The organism is Buttiauxella sp. 3AFRM03 (assembly GCF_003675305.1).
GTDB classification, from domain to species: Bacteria; Pseudomonadota; Gammaproteobacteria; order Enterobacterales; family Enterobacteriaceae; genus Buttiauxella; species Buttiauxella ferragutiae.
The window spans coordinates 545946-564612 of the sequence record NZ_CP033076.1; the positions used below are offsets into that span (position 1 = coordinate 545946).

Annotated in this window: 16 protein-coding genes and 1 other annotated feature (1 of these 17 running past the window's edge); of the genes, 9 read left to right on the forward strand and 7 right to left on the reverse strand. The window is 52.3% G+C overall.

Going from position 1 to position 18667, the window contains the following annotated elements; translation table 11 throughout:
• Positions 1-74 (forward strand) — a sequence feature (Trp leader region) (it extends 24 nt beyond the left edge of the window).
• 22 nt (positions 75-96) lie between these two features.
• The 5 genes from D8682_RS03780 to trpA are packed head-to-tail and all read left to right on the forward strand — an operon-like array spanning position 97 to position 6629.
• Positions 97-1659 carry an anthranilate synthase component 1 gene (locus tag D8682_RS03780; protein ID WP_121813565.1) on the forward strand — a complete coding sequence of 521 codons (1563 nt, stop codon included), beginning with the start codon at positions 97-99 and terminating at the stop codon, positions 1657-1659.
• The gene (trpD, locus tag D8682_RS03785; RefSeq protein ID WP_121813566.1) at positions 1659-3254 is read left to right on the forward strand and encodes a bifunctional anthranilate synthase glutamate amidotransferase component TrpG/anthranilate phosphoribosyltransferase TrpD; all 1596 of its coding nucleotides are present in this window, start codon (positions 1659-1661) and stop codon (positions 3252-3254) included. Before D8682_RS03780 ends, trpD begins: the two co-directional genes overlap by 1 nt.
• Positions 3255-3257: 3 nt before the next feature.
• On the forward strand, positions 3258-4619 hold the full coding sequence (gene trpCF / locus D8682_RS03790; RefSeq protein WP_121813567.1) for a bifunctional indole-3-glycerol-phosphate synthase TrpC/phosphoribosylanthranilate isomerase TrpF: 1362 nt from the start codon (positions 3258-3260) through the stop codon (positions 4617-4619).
• Between the two features lie 7 nt (positions 4620-4626).
• A complete protein-coding gene (gene trpB, locus D8682_RS03795) occupies positions 4627-5820 on the forward strand; it encodes a tryptophan synthase subunit beta (RefSeq protein ID WP_064546573.1) in 1194 nt (397 codons plus the stop codon).
• Positions 5820-6629, forward strand: coding sequence for a tryptophan synthase subunit alpha (gene trpA, locus D8682_RS03800; protein ID WP_064546333.1), 810 nt, complete (start codon positions 5820-5822; stop codon positions 6627-6629). The genes trpB and trpA overlap by 1 nt, the downstream gene beginning before the upstream one ends.
• A gap of 48 nt (positions 6630-6677) precedes the next feature.
• Here trpA and ompW read toward each other — a convergent pair whose 3' ends face one another.
• Positions 6678-7310: an outer membrane protein OmpW gene (gene ompW, locus D8682_RS03805; protein WP_064546332.1), complete on the reverse strand. Its 633-nt coding sequence runs from the start codon at positions 7308-7310 to the stop codon at positions 6678-6680.
• A gap of 276 nt (positions 7311-7586) precedes the next feature.
• Here ompW and D8682_RS03810 point away from each other — a divergent pair, with 276 nt between their 5' ends.
• Complete coding sequence (locus D8682_RS03810; protein WP_064546330.1) at positions 7587-8330, forward strand: YciC family protein; 744 nt, start codon at positions 7587-7589, stop codon at positions 8328-8330.
• Positions 8331-8382: 52 nt separating this feature from the next.
• The gene (locus tag D8682_RS03815) at positions 8383-8919 is read left to right on the forward strand and encodes a septation protein A (protein ID WP_064546329.1); all 537 of its coding nucleotides are present in this window, start codon (positions 8383-8385) and stop codon (positions 8917-8919) included.
• A 70-nt stretch (positions 8920-8989) separates the two neighbouring features.
• Here the strand turns inward: D8682_RS03815 and D8682_RS03820 are convergent, their stop codons facing one another.
• Complete coding sequence (locus D8682_RS03820) at positions 8990-9418, reverse strand: hypothetical protein (protein WP_064546328.1); 429 nt, start codon at positions 9416-9418, stop codon at positions 8990-8992.
• 156 nt (positions 9419-9574) lie between these two features.
• Here D8682_RS03820 and yciA point away from each other — a divergent pair, with 156 nt between their 5' ends.
• Both yciA and D8682_RS03830 read left to right on the forward strand, forming a co-directional pair.
• Positions 9575-9967, forward strand: a complete 393-nt coding sequence (gene yciA, locus D8682_RS03825) for an acyl-CoA thioester hydrolase YciA (RefSeq protein ID WP_121813568.1) — start codon at positions 9575-9577, stop codon at positions 9965-9967.
• Positions 9968-9982: 15 nt separating this feature from the next.
• Positions 9983-10630, forward strand: coding sequence for a winged helix-turn-helix transcriptional regulator (locus D8682_RS03830; RefSeq protein ID WP_083963367.1), 648 nt, complete (start codon positions 9983-9985; stop codon positions 10628-10630).
• Here the strand turns inward: D8682_RS03830 and dcp are convergent.
• The 5 genes from dcp to guaD all read right to left on the reverse strand — a co-directional run bounded on the left by dcp (position 10627) and on the right by guaD (position 18656).
• Entirely contained in the window at positions 10627-12672 is a 2046-nt protein-coding gene (dcp, locus tag D8682_RS03835) for a peptidyl-dipeptidase Dcp (RefSeq protein WP_121813569.1), read from the reverse strand. The two genes, D8682_RS03830 and dcp, sit on opposite strands and share 4 nt — an antisense overlap.
• A 114-nt stretch (positions 12673-12786) precedes the next feature.
• Entirely contained in the window at positions 12787-13560 is a 774-nt protein-coding gene (gene xdhC, locus D8682_RS03840) for a xanthine dehydrogenase accessory protein XdhC (RefSeq protein ID WP_121813570.1), read from the reverse strand.
• The gene (gene xdhB / locus D8682_RS03845; protein ID WP_121813571.1) at positions 13557-15902 is read right to left on the reverse strand and encodes a xanthine dehydrogenase molybdopterin binding subunit; all 2346 of its coding nucleotides are present in this window, start codon (positions 15900-15902) and stop codon (positions 13557-13559) included. Before xdhB ends, xdhC begins: the two co-directional genes overlap by 4 nt.
• Positions 15892-17328 (reverse strand): xanthine dehydrogenase small subunit, encoded by a 1437-nt coding sequence (gene xdhA / locus D8682_RS03850; RefSeq protein WP_121813572.1) that lies wholly within the window; start codon positions 17326-17328, stop codon positions 15892-15894. The genes xdhB and xdhA overlap by 11 nt, the downstream gene beginning before the upstream one ends.
• A complete protein-coding gene (guaD, locus tag D8682_RS03855; RefSeq protein WP_121813573.1) occupies positions 17325-18656 on the reverse strand; it encodes a guanine deaminase in 1332 nt (443 codons plus the stop codon). The genes xdhA and guaD overlap by 4 nt, the downstream gene beginning before the upstream one ends.
• Positions 18657-18667 lie beyond the last annotated feature (11 nt).

The following is an 18667-nucleotide window of genomic DNA, read 5'->3' on the forward strand; positions in this document are numbered from 1 at the left end:
TAACGGGCAGTGTAATCGCTATGGCTGTAATTCAGCCCAGATACCAGGCCCGCCAACGAAGCGGGCTTTTTTTTGAACAAAATATGAGAGCAGAACATGCAAACACAAAAACCAGCGCTCGAACTCCTGATTAATGAAGCGCCCTATCGCGATAACCCTGGCGCAGTTTTCCATCAGCTGTGCGGAGCGCGTCCGGCAACGTTGTTGCTGGAATCGGCAGATATCGATAGTAAAGACGATTTGAAAAGCCTGCTGTTAGTTGACAGCGCGCTGCGCATTACTGCATTAGGTGACACTGTAACCATTCATGCGCTTTCAGATAACGGTGCCTCACTGCTACCCCTGCTTGATGCCGCGCTGCCTGCGGGTGTTGAAAACACACACTCTCCGCAGGGCCGAGTTCTGCGCTTCCCGGTTGTTAGTTCCCTGCTGGATGAAGATGCGCGTCTGTGTTCGCTGTCAGTGTTCGATGCTTTCCGTTTAATGCAGCAACTGGTTACTGTGCCGGTCAATGAGCGCGAAGCGATGTTCTTCGGCGGCCTGTTTGCCTATGACCTGGTCGCGGGTTTTGAAGATTTGCCTGAACTGGTGCAAGACAACCGTTGCCCTGACTACTGTTTTTATCTGGCGGAAACTCTGCTGGTTATTGACCATCAGAAAAAACACACCCGCATCCAGGCGAGCTTGTTTACCCCATCAGCCGCAGAAAAACAGCGTTTGCTTCAGCGCACTGCGCAGCTGATTAAACAAATGGAGCAAGAACCAGCTGCATTGCCGGTACAAAAAGTGGAAAGCATGACCTGCGAATGCAGCCAGAGCGATGAAGAATTTGGCGACGTGGTTCGTAAGATGCAGAAAGCAATTCGCATCGGTGAGATATTCCAGGTCGTGCCATCGCGCCGTTTTTCACTGCCTTGCCCGTCTCCGCTCACCGCTTATCAGACACTGAAAAAGAGCAATCCAAGCCCGTACATGTTCTTCATGCAGGATAACGACTTCACCCTGTTTGGTGCCTCACCGGAAAGCTCGCTCAAATATGATGCCACTTCGCGCCAGATTGAAATCTACCCGATTGCCGGGACTCGCCCGCGTGGTCGCCGTGCAGACGGAACGCTTGACCGCGATCTCGATAGCCGCATTGAACTGGAAATGCGTACCGACCATAAAGAGATGTCCGAGCACCTGATGCTGGTTGATTTAGCGCGTAACGACCTGGCGCGTATTTGCACGCCTGGCAGCCGTTATGTTGCAGACTTAACTAAAGTCGACCGTTATTCCTTTGTGATGCACCTGGTTTCGCGCGTGGTTGGCGAGCTGCATAAAGATCTTGATGTGCTGCACGCCTACCGCGCCTGCATGAATATGGGCACCCTGAGCGGCGCACCGAAAGTTCGCGCTATGCAGCTGATTGCCAAAGCCGAAGGCGTACGTCGTGGCAGTTATGGTGGTGCAGTGGGTTACTTCACCGCCCATGGTGATTTGGATACCTGCATCGTCATTCGCTCCGCCTACGTTGAAAATGGCATCGCCACCGTTCAGGCCGGGGCTGGCGTGGTTCTGGACTCTGTGCCGCAATCTGAAGCCGATGAAACCCGCAACAAAGCCCGCGCTGTATTGCGCGCCATTGCTACCGCGCATCACGCACAGGAGATTTTCTGATGGCTGACATTCTGCTGCTCGATAACATCGACTCGTTCACCTATAACCTTGCCGATCAGCTGCGTGCCAATGGTCACAATGTGGTTATTTACCGCAATCACGTTCCTGCACAGACTTTAATTGAACGTCTGGCGACCATGGACAACCCGGTGCTGATGCTTTCGCCAGGCCCTGGTGCGCCAAGCGAAGCAGGTTGTATGCCTGAACTGTTAACGCGTCTGCGTGGCAAATTACCGATTATTGGTATTTGCCTGGGCCACCAGGCGATTGTTGAAGCTTACGGCGGTTATGTCGGTCAGGCAGGTGAAATTCTGCATGGCAAAGCGTCGATTATTTCTCACGATGGCGAGGCGATGTTTGCCGGTTTGCCTAACCCGCTTCCTGTAGCCCGTTATCACTCACTAGTTGGCAGCAATATTCCGGCGGGTTTAACCATTAACGCCCATTTTGAGGGCATGGTGATGGCGGTTCGCCACGATGCAGATCGGGTGTGTGGTTTCCAGTTCCATCCGGAATCCATTCTGACCACCCATGGTGCACGTTTGCTTGAACAAACTCTCGACTGGGCGCTGCTGAAATTAAAACAAGCCAACACGCTGCAACCTATTCTCGACAAACTTTATCAGGCGCAAACCCTGAGCCGCGAAGAGAGCCACCAGCTGTTTGCCGCGATTGTGCGTGGCGAGTTGAAACCTGAACAACTGGCGGCGGCGCTGGTCAGTATGAAAGTACGTGGTGAACATCCGAATGAAATCGCTGGTGCAGCCACCGCGTTGCTGGAAGCCGCAGCACCGTTCCCAAGCCCGGACTATCCGTTTGCTGACATCGTCGGTACCGGTGGCGATGGCAGTAACAGCATCAATATTTCCACCGCCAGCGCCTTTGTTGCCGCCGCGGTTGGGCTGAAAGTAGCCAAACACGGTAACCGTAGCGTTTCCAGCAAATCTGGCTCGTCGGATTTACTGGCCGCCTTCGGTATTAACCTGGAAATGAGTGCTGAATCGTCGCGTAAAGCCCTTGACGATTTGGGCGTCTGCTTCCTGTTTGCACCGAAATACCACACCGGTTTTCGCCACGCGATGCCTGTGCGCCAGCAGCTAAAAACGCGCACCTTGTTCAATGTGCTTGGGCCGTTGATTAACCCCGCACATCCACAGATGGCGCTGATTGGTGTCTACAGTGCGGAACTGGTGTTGCCGATTGCAGAAACGTTGCGTGTGCTGGGATACAAACGTGCGGCAGTGGTACACAGCGGCGGTATGGATGAAGTTTCTCTGCATGCCACCACTCAGGTTGCCGAACTTCACGATGGCGAGATCAAAAGCTACCAACTGGAAGCCACCGACTTTGGCCTGCCAGCTTATCATCAGGATCAGCTGGCAGGCGGTACGCCAGAAGAAAATCGTGACATTCTCACCCGCCTGTTACAAGGTAAAGGAGAGACTGCTCATGAGTCTGCAGTAGCCGCGAACGTCGCTATGTTAATGCGTCTGCATGGGCAAGAAGATCTAAAAGCGAACGCACAACGAGTGCTGGAAGTGTTGCGCAGCGGCGCGGCATATGACCGGGTTACAGCACTGGCCGGAAGAGGATAAGTCATGCAGGAAACCGTATTAAAGAAAATCGTCGATGATAAGGCGATCTGGGTTGAAGCACGCAAGCAACAACAAACCCTGGCAAGTTTCCAGAACAACATTGTGCCGGCGACACGCAACTTTTATCACGCACTGCAAGGTGCCCGAACTGCCTTTATTCTGGAGTGCAAAAAAGCGTCTCCGTCCAAAGGCGTGATCCGTGATGATTTTGACCCGGCACGCATTGCCAACGTTTATAAGCACTACGCGTCTGCTATCTCGGTACTGACAGACGAGAAATACTTCCAGGGCAGTTTTGATTTCCTGCCCATTGTCAGCAACATCGTCACGCAACCGGTGTTGTGCAAAGACTTTATTATCGACGCCTATCAGATTCTGCTGGCGCGTTTTTATCAGGCCGATGCTTGTCTGCTGATGTTGTCGGTGCTCGATGACGAACAGTATCGCCAGCTTGCTGCAGTTGCGCATAGCCTGAATATGGGCGTGCTGACAGAAGTGAGTAATGAAGAAGAGCTGGAACGTGCGATTGAGCTGAAAGCTAAAGTTGTCGGTATCAACAACCGCGACCTGCGCGATTTATCCATCGACCTGAACCGCACTCGCCAGCTCGCGCCTCGTTTAGGCCACGGTGTGACGGTTATCAGCGAATCGGGGATCGGCAACTACGGCCAGATCCGTGAACTCAGCCACTTTGCTAACGGCTTCCTGATTGGTTCGGCCCTGATGGGTGAAGATGACCTGAATGCTGCGGTTCGCCGTGTAACGTTGGGTGAAAACAAAGTCTGTGGCCTGACTCGTCCGCAAGATGCCCGCGCCGCCTTCGAAGCCGGGGCAATTTATGGCGGCCTGATTTTTGTGCCTGCATCACCGCGTTTTGTCAGCGATGAAACAGCCGCTGCAGTTATTGCCGCAACACCGCTGAAATATGTCGGAGTGTTCCGCGACACGCCAGTTGGCAATGTCGTGCAAAAAGCAGAGCAATTTAATCTCGCCGCCGTGCAGCTGCATGGCGAAGAAAACCAGGCCTATATAGACCAACTTCGCGCAGCCCTTCCGGCAAGTGTCCAAATCTGGAAAGCGTTAAGTGTCAAAGAAAGCCTGCCCGCTCGTGATTTAAACCATATCGATAAATACCTGTTCGACAACGGCCAGGGCGGTAGCGGCCAACGTTTTGATTGGTCACTCCTTGCAGGCCAGAATCTGGAAAACGTGATTCTCGCTGGCGGACTGGGTGCTGATAACTGCATAGAAGCAGCGAAAGCGGGCTGCGTAGGTTTAGATTTCAACTCAGGTGTCGAAAGCGCACCGGGTATTAAAGATGCTAACAAGCTGGCTGCCGTCTTCCAGACGCTGCGGGCTTACTAAGGAAAATATCATGACATTATTGAATCCCTATTTTGGTGAGTTTGGCGGCATGTACGTGCCACAAATTTTGATGCCTGCACTGCGCCAACTGGAAGAAGCGTTTGTAGCAGCACAAAGCGATGCAGAATTTCAGGCTGAATTTAACGACCTGCTAAAAAACTACGCCGGCCGTCCAACAGCGCTGACCAAGTGCCGCAACCTGACAGCCGGCACCAAAACTACCCTCTATTTAAAACGTGAAGATTTGCTGCACGGCGGCGCGCACAAAACTAACCAGGTGCTCGGCCAGGCGTTGCTGGCAAAGAAAATGGGCAAAACTGAGATCATCGCCGAAACCGGTGCGGGTCAACACGGTGTGGCATCAGCCTTAGCCAGCGCCCTGCTCGGCCTGAAATGCCGCATCTACATGGGTGCAAAAGACGTTGAGCGCCAGTCGCCAAACGTGTTCCGTATGCGTTTGATGGGTGCAGAAGTCATCCCAGTACATAGTGGTTCCGCCACATTGAAAGATGCGTGTAACGAAGCGCTGCGCGACTGGTCCGGCAGCTACGAAACCGCGCACTATATGCTCGGCACCGCAGCCGGCCCGCATCCATTCCCGACTATCGTGCGTGAATTCCAGCGCATGATTGGCGAAGAAACCAAAGCGCAGATCCTTGAAAAAGAAGGCCGTCTGCCAGATGCGGTTATCGCCTGTGTCGGCGGTGGTTCGAATGCCATCGGCATGTTTGCTGATTTCATCAACGAACCTAAAGTCGGTCTGATTGGTGTTGAACCGGCGGGTCACGGTATCGAAAGCGGTGAACACGGCGCGCCACTGAAACATGGCCGTGTGGGGATTTACTTCGGTATGAAATCGCCGATGATGCAAACCGACGAAGGCCAAATCGAAGAGTCGTATTCCATCTCTGCCGGTCTGGACTTCCCGTCTGTCGGGCCGCAGCATGCACACCTCAACAGCATTGGCCGTGCAGATTATGTTTCGATTACCGATGACGAAGCTCTGGAAGCCTTCAAAACGTTGTGTCTCAAAGAAGGCATTATCCCGGCACTGGAATCTTCGCACGCGCTGGCTCACGCCCTGAAGATGATGAAAGAAAATCCAGAAAAAGAACAACTGTTGGTGGTGAACCTCTCTGGCCGTGGTGACAAAGACATCTTCACCGTTCACGACATTTTGAAAGCGCGAGGGGAAATCTAATGGAACGTTATCAACACGCATTTGAGCAGTTACAAGAACGCCGCGAAGGTGCATTTGTTCCTTTCGTGACTCTGGGTGATCCATCACCAGAACAATCTTTGAAGATCATCGACACGTTGATTGAAGCGGGTGCTGACGCGCTGGAGTTGGGTATTCCTTTCTCTGACCCGTTAGCTGATGGCCCAACCATTCAGAATGCCGCACTGCGTGCATTTGCCGCCGGTGTCACCCCAACACAATGCTTTGAAATGCTGGCGGTAATTCGCCAGAAACACCCAACCATCCCAATTGGCTTACTGATGTACGCCAACCTGGTGTTTAACCGTGGCATTGATGAGTTTTATGCACTGTGCGCCAAAGTGGGTGTCGATTCGGTGCTGATTGCCGATGTGCCGATTGAAGAGTCTGCGCCTTTCCGCCAGGCCGCCATGCGTCACAACGTTGCGCCAATCTTCATTTGTCCACCGAATGCCGATGACGCGCTGCTGCGTGAAATCGCCACACATGGTCGCGGTTATACTTATCTGTTGTCTCGTGCTGGTGTAACCGGTGCCGAAACACGCGCTCAATTGCCGCTTCATCACCTGGTGGAAAAGCTGGCTGAGTTTGGTGCAGCCCCTTCACTGCAAGGTTTTGGGATTTCTGAACCTTCGCAAGTTAAGGATGCGGTTGCTGCGGGCGCTGCTGGGGCGATTTCAGGTTCGGCCATTGTGAAGATTATCGAGCAGAATCTTGATAAGCCGGAAGTGATGTTAAGCGAGCTGAAAGCTTTTGTGCAGAGCTTGAAAGCCGCGACGCGCACGGCATAAGCAAACACAGAGGCCGGAGCAATTCCGGCCTTTGTTATCTCAATAACATTAGAAACGATAACCCGCCGAGAACATAAACACCCACGGATCGATACGCGTATTGATGTTCTGCTGCTCGCCACCGGCTTTAAACTTCACTTCAGTGTCGATATCCATGTACCAAACCGACATGTTCAGCAGCCAGTTTTCATTGATCATGTAATCCAGCCCCACCTGGCCTGCCACACCCCACGAATCTTTAACGCTCAAATCCGATAAGCCTGCATCTTTGCCGGTCTGGTTAAAATCAGCATCAAAGAAAGTGGTGTAGTTAATACCCACGCCGACATACGGGCGAACTTTACTTTGCGCATTACCAAAGTACCACTGCGCCATCAGTGTTGGCGGCAATTGGCTCACGGTTGCGATGTCGCCCGTTGGCCCTAAGCCAACGTGATGACGAAATGGAGTGGCGGCCAGTAGTTCGATACCGATGTTATCCGTCACCATGTAATCAAATGTCAGTCCCAGTTGGGTATTGTTGCTGACGCTAAACCCGCCCATTCCCAGCACATTGTCCGAACCCTCCGTTGGACGCACGGTTGCAGAACCGGCGCGCATGAAGAATTCACCTTGTTGATGTGCCAGCGCTTCACCTGACAAACAGGTTAATGCGAGTAACGCCACAGACAGTTTTTTCATAGCCCTCTCCTTGTTATGGTTTTAACAGCGGGCTGAATATACTCATTAATGAGTACAAAGTGATCTAGCATCGATCACACTTCACTGGCCAATTTAACATTTAATGATCTGGATTAATTTTTCCGCATATTGCTTAAAATGCCACTTACCCACTCCAGATCAATTTTTCTTACTGACAGTAACTTACTCAAGGCTTACATCTTGTCGGTGCCACATCCCTTCAACCAGGGTACAATTGGCCGCTGATTTTTAACCGAGCAACATCAAGGAGAGTGCATGTCTATCACGGCGGGTTCTGTGTACCGTGACACGGGGAATTTTCTACGCAATCAGTTTGTTACTGTCTTACTGATCGCGTTGCTTTGTGCTTTTATTTCGGTTGTGATCGGTCACGCCTTTTCACCCAGCGACGAGCAAATGTCTATCCTTAGTGAGGGAGATAATTTAGCCAATAGCGTTGGGCTGTTTGACCTTGTGCAGAACATGACGCCTGAGCAACAGCAAGTGCTACTCAAAGCCTCTGCGGCTTCGACATTTTCTGGTCTGATCGGCAATGCTATCCTCGCAGGTAGCGTGCTTGTACTCATCCAGATGGTCAGTGCCGGACAACGTGTGAGTGCCCTTCGCGCCATTGGCACATCGGCGCCTGTGTTACCAAAAATCTTTATTCTGATGTTCCTGACCACTTTCCTGGTGCAAATTGGCATTATGCTGATTGTGGTTCCGGGTGTGCTGTTAGCGATTCTGCTTTCATTTGCACCGGTTATGGTTGTTCAGGATAAAGCGGGTGTTTTCCAGTCACTGCGCAGCAGCATGCGTCTTGCCTGGGCAAATATGCGTCTGGTCGCACCTGCGGTGATTAGCTGGTTACTGGCGAAAACTGCTCTTTTGATGCTCGCGTCTTCATTTGCGGCGCTCTCACCGTCGGTTGGCGCGGTGATTGCAAATACGATCAGCAACCTTATTTCTGCGGTGTTGCTCATCTATTTATTCCGTTTGTATATGCTGGTTCGCCAATAACTTTCACCTGCTCCTGAGCATGGCGCTCAGGAGTCATTTTACGGAACAGATTATGAAGCAGTTTCTCGACTTCCTGCCCCTGATTGTCTTCTTCGCATTCTACAAAATGTACGATATCTACGTGGCTTCCGGTGCGCTGATTGTCGCCACCGGTTTTGCACTGGTGTACAGCTGGTACAAATTCCGCAAGCTGGAAAAAATGGCGCTGATAACCTTCCTGATGGTGGCAGTATTCGGCGGCCTGACGCTATTCTTCCATAACGATGAATTTATCAAATGGAAAGTGACGGTGATTTACGGGTTGTTTGCTGCCGCGTTGCTGATTAGCCAGTTCTTCATGGGCAAACCGTTGATTCAACGTATGTTGGGTAAAGAAATCTCGCTGCCAGAAACGGTATGGTCGCGGCTGAACATCGCCTGGGCACTGTTCTTTATCGCCTGCGGTGCGCTGAACATTTATGTAGCTTTTTGGCTGCCACAAAGCGTGTGGGTCAACTTTAAAGTGTTTGGACTGACAGCTGCCACACTGGTGTTTACTCTGCTCAGCGGCGTGTATATCTACAAGCATATGCCGCAAGAAGAGAAGTAATTCTCAAGCTTTAAGGCAAAAAAAAAGCACACCTTTAAAAGTGTGCTTTTTCATTTCTGGCAATGAACAATTACACCGATTTATCCACGGTGGTATTCGAACCCGAAGTCATGATGCGAACCTTATCTCCAGGTTTAAAGGTGGTGCTGCCGTTATAATCCTGTACCACCTGGATTATTTGCCCGCCATTAGTCTTGATCTGCAAATTCACCTGTTGAGGGTTCTGCTGCTGGCTTTGACGGTGGCGTGAGGCTTCTACCCCGGCAACCGCCCCCGTGGCGGTCATAATCGTTTTCCCGGAACCACCACCAAACTGGTTACCAATAGCGGCACCTGCAGCACCTGCGGCAATGGTACGCAATGGTCTGGAATGAGTCTGGGTGGTGATAATTTGGCTATTTTGAACAACGCCGTATTCCACCAGCGTTTTGCTTCCCGCAAAACTGGGCTGGCTGGATAGCGTGAGAAGACTAAGAGCAATAAGTGCGAATTTCTTCATGTTGTCCACTGTGTAGTATCAATTAAACCGCGATTTTGCCAGTCTTAAAACAAAGCCTTTAAGTCAATAATGCTACTTCGTGACTGAATTGTCTGATGCTATTAAACTATAGCAAGATACATAGTAACTGACCCTTAGTAATTTTCAGGAAGACAAATGACTCAGCAAGACACTCCTTCAGGGGAATTGGTATTACGTACGATGGCAATGCCTGCAGACACTAACGCCAACGGCGATATCTTTGGTGGTTGGTTGATGGCACAAATGGATATGGGTGGCGCAATTCTGGCCAAAGAAATCGCCAAAGGTCGCGTAGTGACGGTTCGCGTGGATGGGATGACATTCCTCAAGCCGGTCGCGGTGGGTGACGTGGTGTGTTGCTACGCCAAATGTGTAAAAAGCGGAACCAGCTCCATTACCATTAACGTGGAAGTGTGGGTTAAAAAAGTCTCATCTGAACCTATTGGTCAGCGTTATAAAGCAACAGAAGCCATATTCATTTATGTGGCAGTCGATACCGAAGGCAAACCGCGCCCTATTCCGCGCTAACCCAAGCTGGTCGCTATGAAACCCCGTGACAATGCAGAACAAAACACACAGTTGCTGAGCTCTCAGGCCACCCTCGATTTAGTGGAAAAACTCAGCCCCCATGTCACGTATGTGAAAGTACCGGCGCGCCGTCGCCTGTACTACTCCGCGAAAGGCGTCGACATGTGTTATCTCATCCGATCGGGGTTAGTACACATTCGCCGCGACATCGATGAAATTGTGCTCAGCTTGCTGCCAACGCCCAATATTGCCGGAATCACTAATTTATTGTCTAAAACGGGAGCGGGACTGTTTCTTGAAACACTCAGTGAGTGCGAGATAGCAACGATAACCACCGAACATGCACATAAACTGGTCGATGATCTCAATCTTTGGGAGTTAATGGCGAAACACGTGACTAAAGTTGCCAGTAATATTTACCTTCTTCAGGTCAGACTGACTGCGCCGACGGCCTACGAAATTGTGCGCTTCCAGTTATTTGGCTTAATGCGTGAACCCGAAAGCCTCAGAGACAAGACGTCCGCCGCCAAATACATTATGGACCGGACGCACTTGTCTCGTAGCTCGGTGATGAAGATCCTTGCGCAGTTAAAACAAGGTGACTACGTGCAAATTGAAGACGGCATTCTCAAAGCGCTGAATAATTTGCCCGCCAGGTATTAACCCTGTAACCCCCGGTTTTTCAGCATCGGTTCGCTATATGGCGCGTGTCCCCGCCAGTCGCTGTATAAGGTTTTAAGTTCGCGACTGTTGCCCTGTGCCAAAATCGCATCGCGGAAACGCTGGCCATTTTGCGCGCTCAGCCCGCCTTGTTCGACAAACCACTGATAACCGTCGTCCGCCAGCATTTGCGTCCAGATATAGGCGTAATAACCTGCGGCGTAACCCCCGCCAAAGATATGAGCAAAATAGCTGCTGCGATAACGTGGTGACACCGTAGCCAGATTAATCCGTTCCTTTTCGAGTGCCTGAGTTTCAAACCATGCGACATCATCGATTTCACTGCCCGCAGGCAAGCTGTGCCAGTTCATATCCAGCAACGCGGCAGCGAGTAACTCCGTCATGTCGTAGCCTTTATTGAATTGCGCGGCACGGAATAATTTATCTTTCAGCGCCTCAGGCATCGGTTCGTTGGTTTGATAATGGCGCGCATAGTTGGCGAAAACCTGCGGCTGGCGCGCCCAGTGTTCATTGATTTGCGATGGAAACTCGACAAAGTCGCGTGGCGTATTGGTACCGGAAAGTGTTGCATAACGCTGGGTGGCAAACAGCCCGTGCAAGGTATGGCCAAACTCATGGAACAATGTCACAACATCATCCCAGGAAATCAGTGCCGCTTCGCCGCTGGCAGGTTTGTTGTAGTTACAGACGTTGTAAATTACCGGGTCATTTTCCAACAACGTGGATTGTTCCACAAAGTTGCCCATCCACGCCCCGCCGCCTTTGCTGTCACGGGCAAAAAAGTCACCATAGAACAGCGCCATGCCACGCCCGTCGTTATCGAAGATTTCCCACACGCGTACATCATCGTGATAAACCGGAATATCGAAACGTTCGACAAACTTCAGGCCGAAAAGCTGGCTCGCCGCCCAAAAGACGCCATTGGTTAGCACGTTGTTGAGTTCAAAATAAGGTTTGATTTGTGCTTCATCAAGGTCGTATTGCGCATGTCGAACTTGCTCGGCATAAAATGCCCAATCCCAGACTTCTGCTTTAAAGCCGCCCTGCCGGGCATCGATAACTTGCTGGATGTCGGCCAGTTCCCGTTGCGCGCGGGCAGTCGCCGCAGGCACGATATCACGCATAAATTGCAGTGCTGCCTGTGGTGTTTCTGCCATTTGGTCGGCAATTTTCCACGCCGCGTAGCTTTCAAAACCCAGCAGTTGCGCCTGTTCAGCGCGCAGGGTTGCAAGGCGCGCCACAATCGCCCTGGTATCATTGCTATCGTTATGTTGTGTGCGTTGCCAACCAGCATTAAACAGCTTTTCACGCGTTTGTCTGTCACGCAGCGATTGCAGCGCGGGCTGTTGGGTGAAATTGAGTAAAGGAATGACGTATTTCCCCTCCAGCCCTTTAGCACTGGCCTGTTGCGCGGCAGCAGCAATTTCTGCCGGAGTTAATCCATCAAGTTGCTGTACGTCATCAATCACCAGCCCCGCCGCTTTATTAGCGGCGTGCAGACGATTATTAAACTGGCTGTTCAACTGTGCGGCTTCTTTATTCAGCACTTTCAGGCGCGCTTTTTTATCGTCGCTGAGGGTGGCTCCCGCCAGGGTAAAACTCTGCCAGACCACTTCAACCAGACGCAGGGATTCGTCATCAAGCCCCAGCGTATTGCGGCGTTGGTACACACTGTTTAAACGCGAAAACAGTGCACTATTGAGGCGCATTTCATCGGCTAATTCGGCCAGCTCTGCGGCAAATTCTTCATCGAGCTGTTGCAGATAATCATTGGTATTTGCCGCGGTCATGGCAAAGAAAACCTGAGTAACGCGCGCCAGCATGTGGCCGGTTTTTTCCAGCGCCAGATAGGTATTTTCAAACGTTGGAGCCGCTGTTTCGTTGGCAATCGCCGCAATTTCTTCACGCTTAATTCGTTTCGCTTCGTCAAAAGCAGGACTATAGTGACTGTCTTTGATGTCATCAAAGTGAGGGGCTTGATACGGCAATAAACTGATGCGGTAAAACGGATTAACTGACAGCATCCTGAACTCCTGAAATAAGTCCTGCAGGAAGGTGGAAGACGCTCACGCTTTTCCACCCTACGAAGAAAGTTAAGTGATTGTAGGGCGGATAAGCGTGAGCGTCATCCGCCAGGCTCAACTCGCCGCCTGATACACAGCAATTATTTCGGCGGTGATGGCTACAGCAATTTCGGCTGGCAGTTTACCTTTCACGTCCGGCAGCCCCACCGGGCAACGTAAGGTACTGAGTTGTTCCGCCGTGATGCCTTTTCCCGCCAGCCGATACTCAAAGCGCTGGCGTTTAGTCTGCGAGCCAATTAACCCGAGATAACGGTAATCGCCGCGCTTCAGTATCGCTTCGGTCAACTCCAGATCCCGCGGATGGCTGTGGGTCATGACGATAAAATAACTCTGCGCAGGTGCGGCGTGAACTGCATCCAGCGGGTCTTCTGCGTGAACGGTTTTCACCCCTTGCGGGGCGTCAGAAAATAAATCGGCGCGCTCATCAACCCAGATAATGTGACAGGGTAACGTTGATAACAGCGCCACCAGCGCCTGCCCGACGTGGCCTGCGCCAAATACCGTGATCTGCGGTTGTGCCTGAATCAACGGTTCAAACAGCACCGTGGTCATGCCGCCACAACACTGCCCAAGCCTGGCGCCCAGATTAAAATGCTCGGTATGCAGCATCGTGCTTTGCTTCTCCAGCATCGCTCGTGCCATGGCGATAGATTGATATTCCAGATGCCCGCCACCGATAGTCAGAAACGTCTGTTCACGGCCCACAATCATTTTGGTGCCACAGTTTCGCGGCACCGAGCCTTTATCAGCCAGCACAGTCAACAACACGCAAGGTTCGCGCCGCTCGCGCAACTGCATCAAAATAGCGATCCATTCATCGTCGTTCATGGCGCCTCCTGACAACCCCAAAATACGCGTTCTGGCGTGGCGGGCGCATCCAGCATTGGGTGTTTCAGGTAATCAGTGACACTTGCCACGGCGTCCTGTAAGGCGCACCACACGGATATTCCCAGCATAAACGGCGGTTCACCGACGGCTTTTGAACGATAAACAGTGTGCTGAGGGTTGGCATAATTCTCCAGCAACTTAACCCGTAAGTCGGCTGGCGCATCGCTTATCGCCGGTATTTTGTAGCTCATCGGGCTGTCGGTCAGCAACCGTCCTTTGTCATCCCAGACCAACTCTTCGCAAGTCAGCCAGCCTGCCCCTTGCACAAAACCACCTTCGATTTGCCCGATGTCGAGTGCCGGGTTCAGCGAATTGCCAACGTCATGCAGAATGTCGGTACGCAACAGACGGTACTCTCCGGTCAGCGTGTCGATAATCACTTCCGAACAAGCCGCCCCCCAGGAGAAGTAATAGAATGGCTGCCCACGACCGGCGGCACGGTCGTAATGAATCCCCGGTACTTTGTAGAACCCGGTGGCAGACAGCGGGACCTGGTTCAGCCAGGCAAGACTGGCGATTTCACTAAAGCTAAAATGCCGCCCAGGGACTTTCACCACGCCATTACGAAACTCCACTTGTTCGGTTTCGCAACCGTGTAAACGACAGAGCATTTCTACCAGCCGCTCTTTAATAGTCAGTGCGGCAATTTCCGCCGCTTTACCGTTGAGATCGGCACCCGATGAAGCCGCCGTCGGTGAGGTATTCGGCACTTTTCCGGTGTTGGTTGCGGTGACCTGGATCTGTTCGACGGGGATTTGCAACACCTCCGCTACCACCTGCGCCACTTTGGTGTTTAGCCCCTGGCCCATTTCTGTGCCGCCGTGGTTGAGCTGCACCGTGCCATCGGTGTAAATCAGCAGCAATGCCCCAGCCTGGTTGAGGAAACTGGAAGTAAAAGAGATGCCGAATTTTACCGGCGTCAGCGCCAGACCGCGTTTGAGTATTGGGTTGCTGCGGTTAAAATCCGTGATTTCTGTGCGGCGCTTTGCGTAATCTGCGCTGGCCTCGAGCTGACGGGTAATTTCCGTCATGATGTTGTGTTCGACCGTTTGATGGTAGTGCGTCACATTGCGTTCAGTGTCGCCATAGTAGTTACGCTTACGCACTTCCAGCGGATCAAGGCCAAGCTCCCGTGCGATGTGGTCCATAATCTGTTCGATGGCAACCATACCTTGCGGCCCGCCAAATCCACGGTAGGCGGTATTCGATGCCAGATTGGTGCGGCAACGGTAGCCAGTCACGCGCGCATCACCGAGGTAATAAGCGTTGTCGGCGTGGAACATAGCGCGATCGCAGATCGATCCTGACAGATCCAGCGAATATCCGCAGTTAGCCGCCAGATCGATAACCACTCCGTGCAACATGCCAGAATCAGTGAAACCCACGTCATAGCGCACAAAAAACGGATGCCGTTTGCCGGTAATACGCATGTCGTCACGGCGTGCAAGACGCATTTTTACCGGGCGGGCAGTTAATACCGCTACCAGCGCGGCGTGGCAGGCAATACCCGCCGCCTGGGTTTCTTTGCCGCCAAACCCACCGCCCATGCGGCGCATATCTACTGTGACTTTGTTCATCGTGACGCCAAGCACTGAAGCCACCAGCTTTTGCACTTCTGTCGGATGCTGGGTTGACGACCAGACCATCACACAGCCATCTTCCCCAGGCTGTACCACCGCAATCTGTCCTTCGAGATAAAAGTGCTCCTGGCCACCGATATGAAATTGCCCCTGAATGCGGTGCGCAGCGCTTGCCAGCGCAGCATCAGCATCACCGCGTTGATGAACGTGCGGTTCCTGAACATAGTGTTCGCGACGTAATGCCTCTTCAACATCCAGCACCGCTTCAAGCACGTCATATTCGATAGCGATCTTTTGCGCGCCTGCACGCGCGGCTTCTGGGGTATCGGCGGCTACCGTGAGGACAACCTGGCCGTGATACTCAACTTTGTCGCGGGCAAATAGCGGGTCGCCTGGCGCTAACGGACCAATATCCAGTTCGCCGGGAACATCCTGCCAGCTAAAAACGCGGACTACACCGGGAATGGCGTAACATTCGCGAGTATCAATATCGAGGATGCGCGCGTGGGCGTGTTGGCTGAGAACCGGGCATAAGTGCAACATGCCGGGCAAAGTCAGTTTGTCATCAATGTATTCCGCTTTGCCGCTGACGTGTTTATCTGCGCTTTCATGTTTGCGGCTTTCGCCTGCGCCACCGTGCAATTTGCGAGAAAACTGCTCGATCAATGACTGTTCTGACAGGCGCACAGGATTAGTTGACATAATGTTGTACCTCCAGTGCGTAAGCCGTTTCGGCGTGTTGTAGCACCAGGCGTCGTAGCAGATTTTGCGCGAGTTTCAGGCGATAGACTCCGCTGCCACGGAAATCACTTAACGGCTGGAAATCTTCGGCCAGCGCGGCACACGCCTGAGCCAGTGATTGCGAGTTGAGCGGCAAACCTGTCAGCGCGTTTTCAGCCCTTTTTGCGCGCGCCGGAACCGCAGCCATGCCACCGAAAGCCAGCCGAGCGCTCTGCACTTTTCCGGCGGAAAAATGCAGGTTGAATGCGCCAAAGACTGTCGAAATATCGTCATCCATCCGTTTGGATATTTTCCATGCGGCAAACGTCGGGGAGACTGCCGCCCGCTCAATAATCACCGCAGTGATAAATTCCCCAGGTTGCAAAGCTGTTTTGCGATAACTGAGGAAGAATTCATCGAGCGGCAACGTGCGCAGTTCGTTACCGCAGCGCAATTCCAGTTGCGCACCGAGCGCCAGCAGCATTGGCGCACCATCGCCAATCGGCGAAGCGTTTGCCAGATTTCCGGCAAGCGTGGCGTGATGGCGAATTTGCGGCGAGGCAAAGCGGTCGAGCATCTGCGAAAACGCTGGGATCGCTGGCTGTAAAACCTCCTGACACGCCTGCAATGTTGCCATCGCCCCAATGCGAATTTGGCTGTCGGTGATGGAAACCGTTTTGAGTTCATCCACCTGATTGAGTGCAATAATCAATGGCAGTGTCTGAAATTGCTGGGTGATAGTCAGCACCAGATCGGTACCACCAGCCAGCAAGCGAGCCTGCGGATTTTGCTGGTACAGCGATGCCAGTTGCTCAACGGTCTTTGGCAACAGGCAGCGGTTGGATTTACTAAGCTCGGCGACCTGCGATTGTTGCAGCGACTTTAAGCGTGCGACAGTTTGCATCTCAGTGCGAGTAAACTGGTCAGTACGCGTACCGCAACTTTGCTGCATCGCCTGAATAATTGGCCGATAACCCGTACAACGGCACAGGTTTCCGGCGAGTTGTTTTTCTATCTCATGACGGTCAGTCGGGCTATGCGCTTTTTGCAGTGCGAATCCCGACATCACAAAACCTGGGGTACAAAAACCACATTGCGAAGCGTGGCAATCGGCCATCGCCTGCTGCACCGGATGCAATTTGCTGCCGTCTGCTAAATCCTCCACGGTCAGCAACTGTTTGCCATCAAGCTGGCTGACCAGCGTGATGCAGCTATTGGCGCTGTCATAGCGCATTTTCTCGCCCTCAACCTGGCCAAGCACCACCGTACACGCCCCGCAATCACCCGATGCGCACCCTTCTTTGCTGCCACAGCGCTGTTCACTGCCGCGCAGCCAGTTCAGCACCGTGGTATTCGGGTCAACGTTATCAAGGGTCTTTAAGGTTTGATTGAGCAAAAATTGAATCATGCCGCGACCTCCAGCGTGCCACGTTGCCAGACGCATTTACCGTTTACCCAGGTGTGCCAGATGTTACGGTCATCGCCGAGCGTCATCAGCACGAACAACTTTTCATAAATATCCCGACTGTTGGCGTAGCGCAGTTTCTGCAATGGCGTTACGGCTAAGTCCAGCACCACAAAATCCGCCTCTTTACCGGGCAGGAAGTTGCCGATTTTATCATCCAGATCCAGCGCGTGTGCACCTCCCAATGTAGCGTGATAAAACGCTTCGCTAGCGCACAGACGGTATCCTTGCAGTTGGGCAACTTTGTATGCTTCGGCCAGGGTTTGTAGCATGTTAAAGGTGGTGCCTGCGCCAACGTCGGTGCCAATCCCCATGCGGATCCCCCGCTCATGGCACTGTTTGAGGTTAAACAGCCCGCTGCCGAGAAACAGATTTGAGGTTGGGCAAAAGGCGATGGCCGATTCAGTGCGGTGCAGGCAATCCCATTCACACTCTTGCAAATGGATGGCGTGAGCAAACACGCTGCGTTTTCCGGTGAGTTGGTACTGGTGATAAACGCCAAGATAGCTTTCAGCGTCGGGCCACAGGTTTTTCACCCATTCCACTTCGGCACTGTTTTCACTTAAATGGGTATGCAGCCAGGTATCGGGAAATTCTTCGCGCAGTGTCTGCACCACTTTGAGTAATTCAGGTGAAGATGTCGGCGCAAAACGCGGCGTCAGCGCATAGTTCAGGCGCCCTTTTTTATGCCAGCGCTGAATCAACTCACGCGTTTGCTGATAACTTTGCGCCGGTGTTTCGGTAAGATATTCCGGTGCGTTGCGATCCATCATCACTTTGCCCGCAATGATGCGCATGGAAAGATGTTCTGCCGCGCTGAAAAGCGCTTCCACCGACTGCGGATGCACCGTGCCAAAAACCAATGCGGTGGTGGTACCGTTGCTCAACAGTTGGCCAAGGAAAAATGCTGACATTTTCGCGGCGTACGAACTGTCCTGATATTGGCTCTCAACCGGGAAAGTGTAAGTTTGTAGCCATTCGAGTAACTGTTCGCCATAAGCGCCTATCATTTCTGTTTGCGGATAATGCAGGTGGGTATCAACAAAGCCGGGAATGATTAATTTGCCGCGATAATCGAGATAATCACTTTCGCTACGCAAATGCATGCGCCCTTCTTCCCATGGCAACAAAGCCACCACCGTACCGCCATCAATAAATAACAACGCATCATCATGGTGACGCGCATTCGCCAGCAACTCGTCAGGACGAGTCCCGGTTTGGGTTATATCGAAGAACTGGCCGCGTAACGCCTGCGTGTAATTAACTGTCATCGCTATGCCTG

Coding starts and splice junctions, on each gene's coding strand:
- dcp (WP_121813569.1), bottom strand. CDS start 12,672: ATGCTGTCAGTTAATCCGTTTTACCGCATCAGTTTATTGCCGTATCAA.
- yciA (WP_121813568.1), top strand. CDS start 9,575: ATGACTCAGCAAGACACTCCTTCAGGGGAATTGGTATTACGTACGATG.
- D8682_RS03810 (WP_064546330.1), top strand. CDS start 7,587: ATGTCTATCACGGCGGGTTCTGTGTACCGTGACACGGGGAATTTTCTA.
- xdhA (WP_121813572.1), bottom strand. CDS start 17,328: ATGATTCAATTTTTGCTCAATCAAACCTTAAAGACCCTTGATAACGTT.
- trpD (WP_121813566.1), top strand. CDS start 1,659: ATGGCTGACATTCTGCTGCTCGATAACATCGACTCGTTCACCTATAAC.
- guaD (WP_121813573.1), bottom strand. CDS start 18,656: ATGACAGTTAATTACACGCAGGCGTTACGCGGCCAGTTCTTCGATATA.
- ompW (WP_064546332.1), bottom strand. CDS start 7,310: ATGAAAAAACTGTCTGTGGCGTTACTCGCATTAACCTGTTTGTCAGGT.
- D8682_RS03820 (WP_064546328.1), bottom strand. CDS start 9,418: ATGAAGAAATTCGCACTTATTGCTCTTAGTCTTCTCACGCTATCCAGC.
- D8682_RS03780 (WP_121813565.1), top strand. CDS start 97: ATGCAAACACAAAAACCAGCGCTCGAACTCCTGATTAATGAAGCGCCC.
- D8682_RS03830 (WP_083963367.1), top strand. CDS start 9,983: ATGAAACCCCGTGACAATGCAGAACAAAACACACAGTTGCTGAGCTCT.
- trpCF (WP_121813567.1), top strand. CDS start 3,258: ATGCAGGAAACCGTATTAAAGAAAATCGTCGATGATAAGGCGATCTGG.
- trpA (WP_064546333.1), top strand. CDS start 5,820: ATGGAACGTTATCAACACGCATTTGAGCAGTTACAAGAACGCCGCGAA.
- D8682_RS03815 (WP_064546329.1), top strand. CDS start 8,383: ATGAAGCAGTTTCTCGACTTCCTGCCCCTGATTGTCTTCTTCGCATTC.
- xdhC (WP_121813570.1), bottom strand. CDS start 13,560: ATGAACGACGATGAATGGATCGCTATTTTGATGCAGTTGCGCGAGCGG.
- xdhB (WP_121813571.1), bottom strand. CDS start 15,902: ATGTCAACTAATCCTGTGCGCCTGTCAGAACAGTCATTGATCGAGCAG.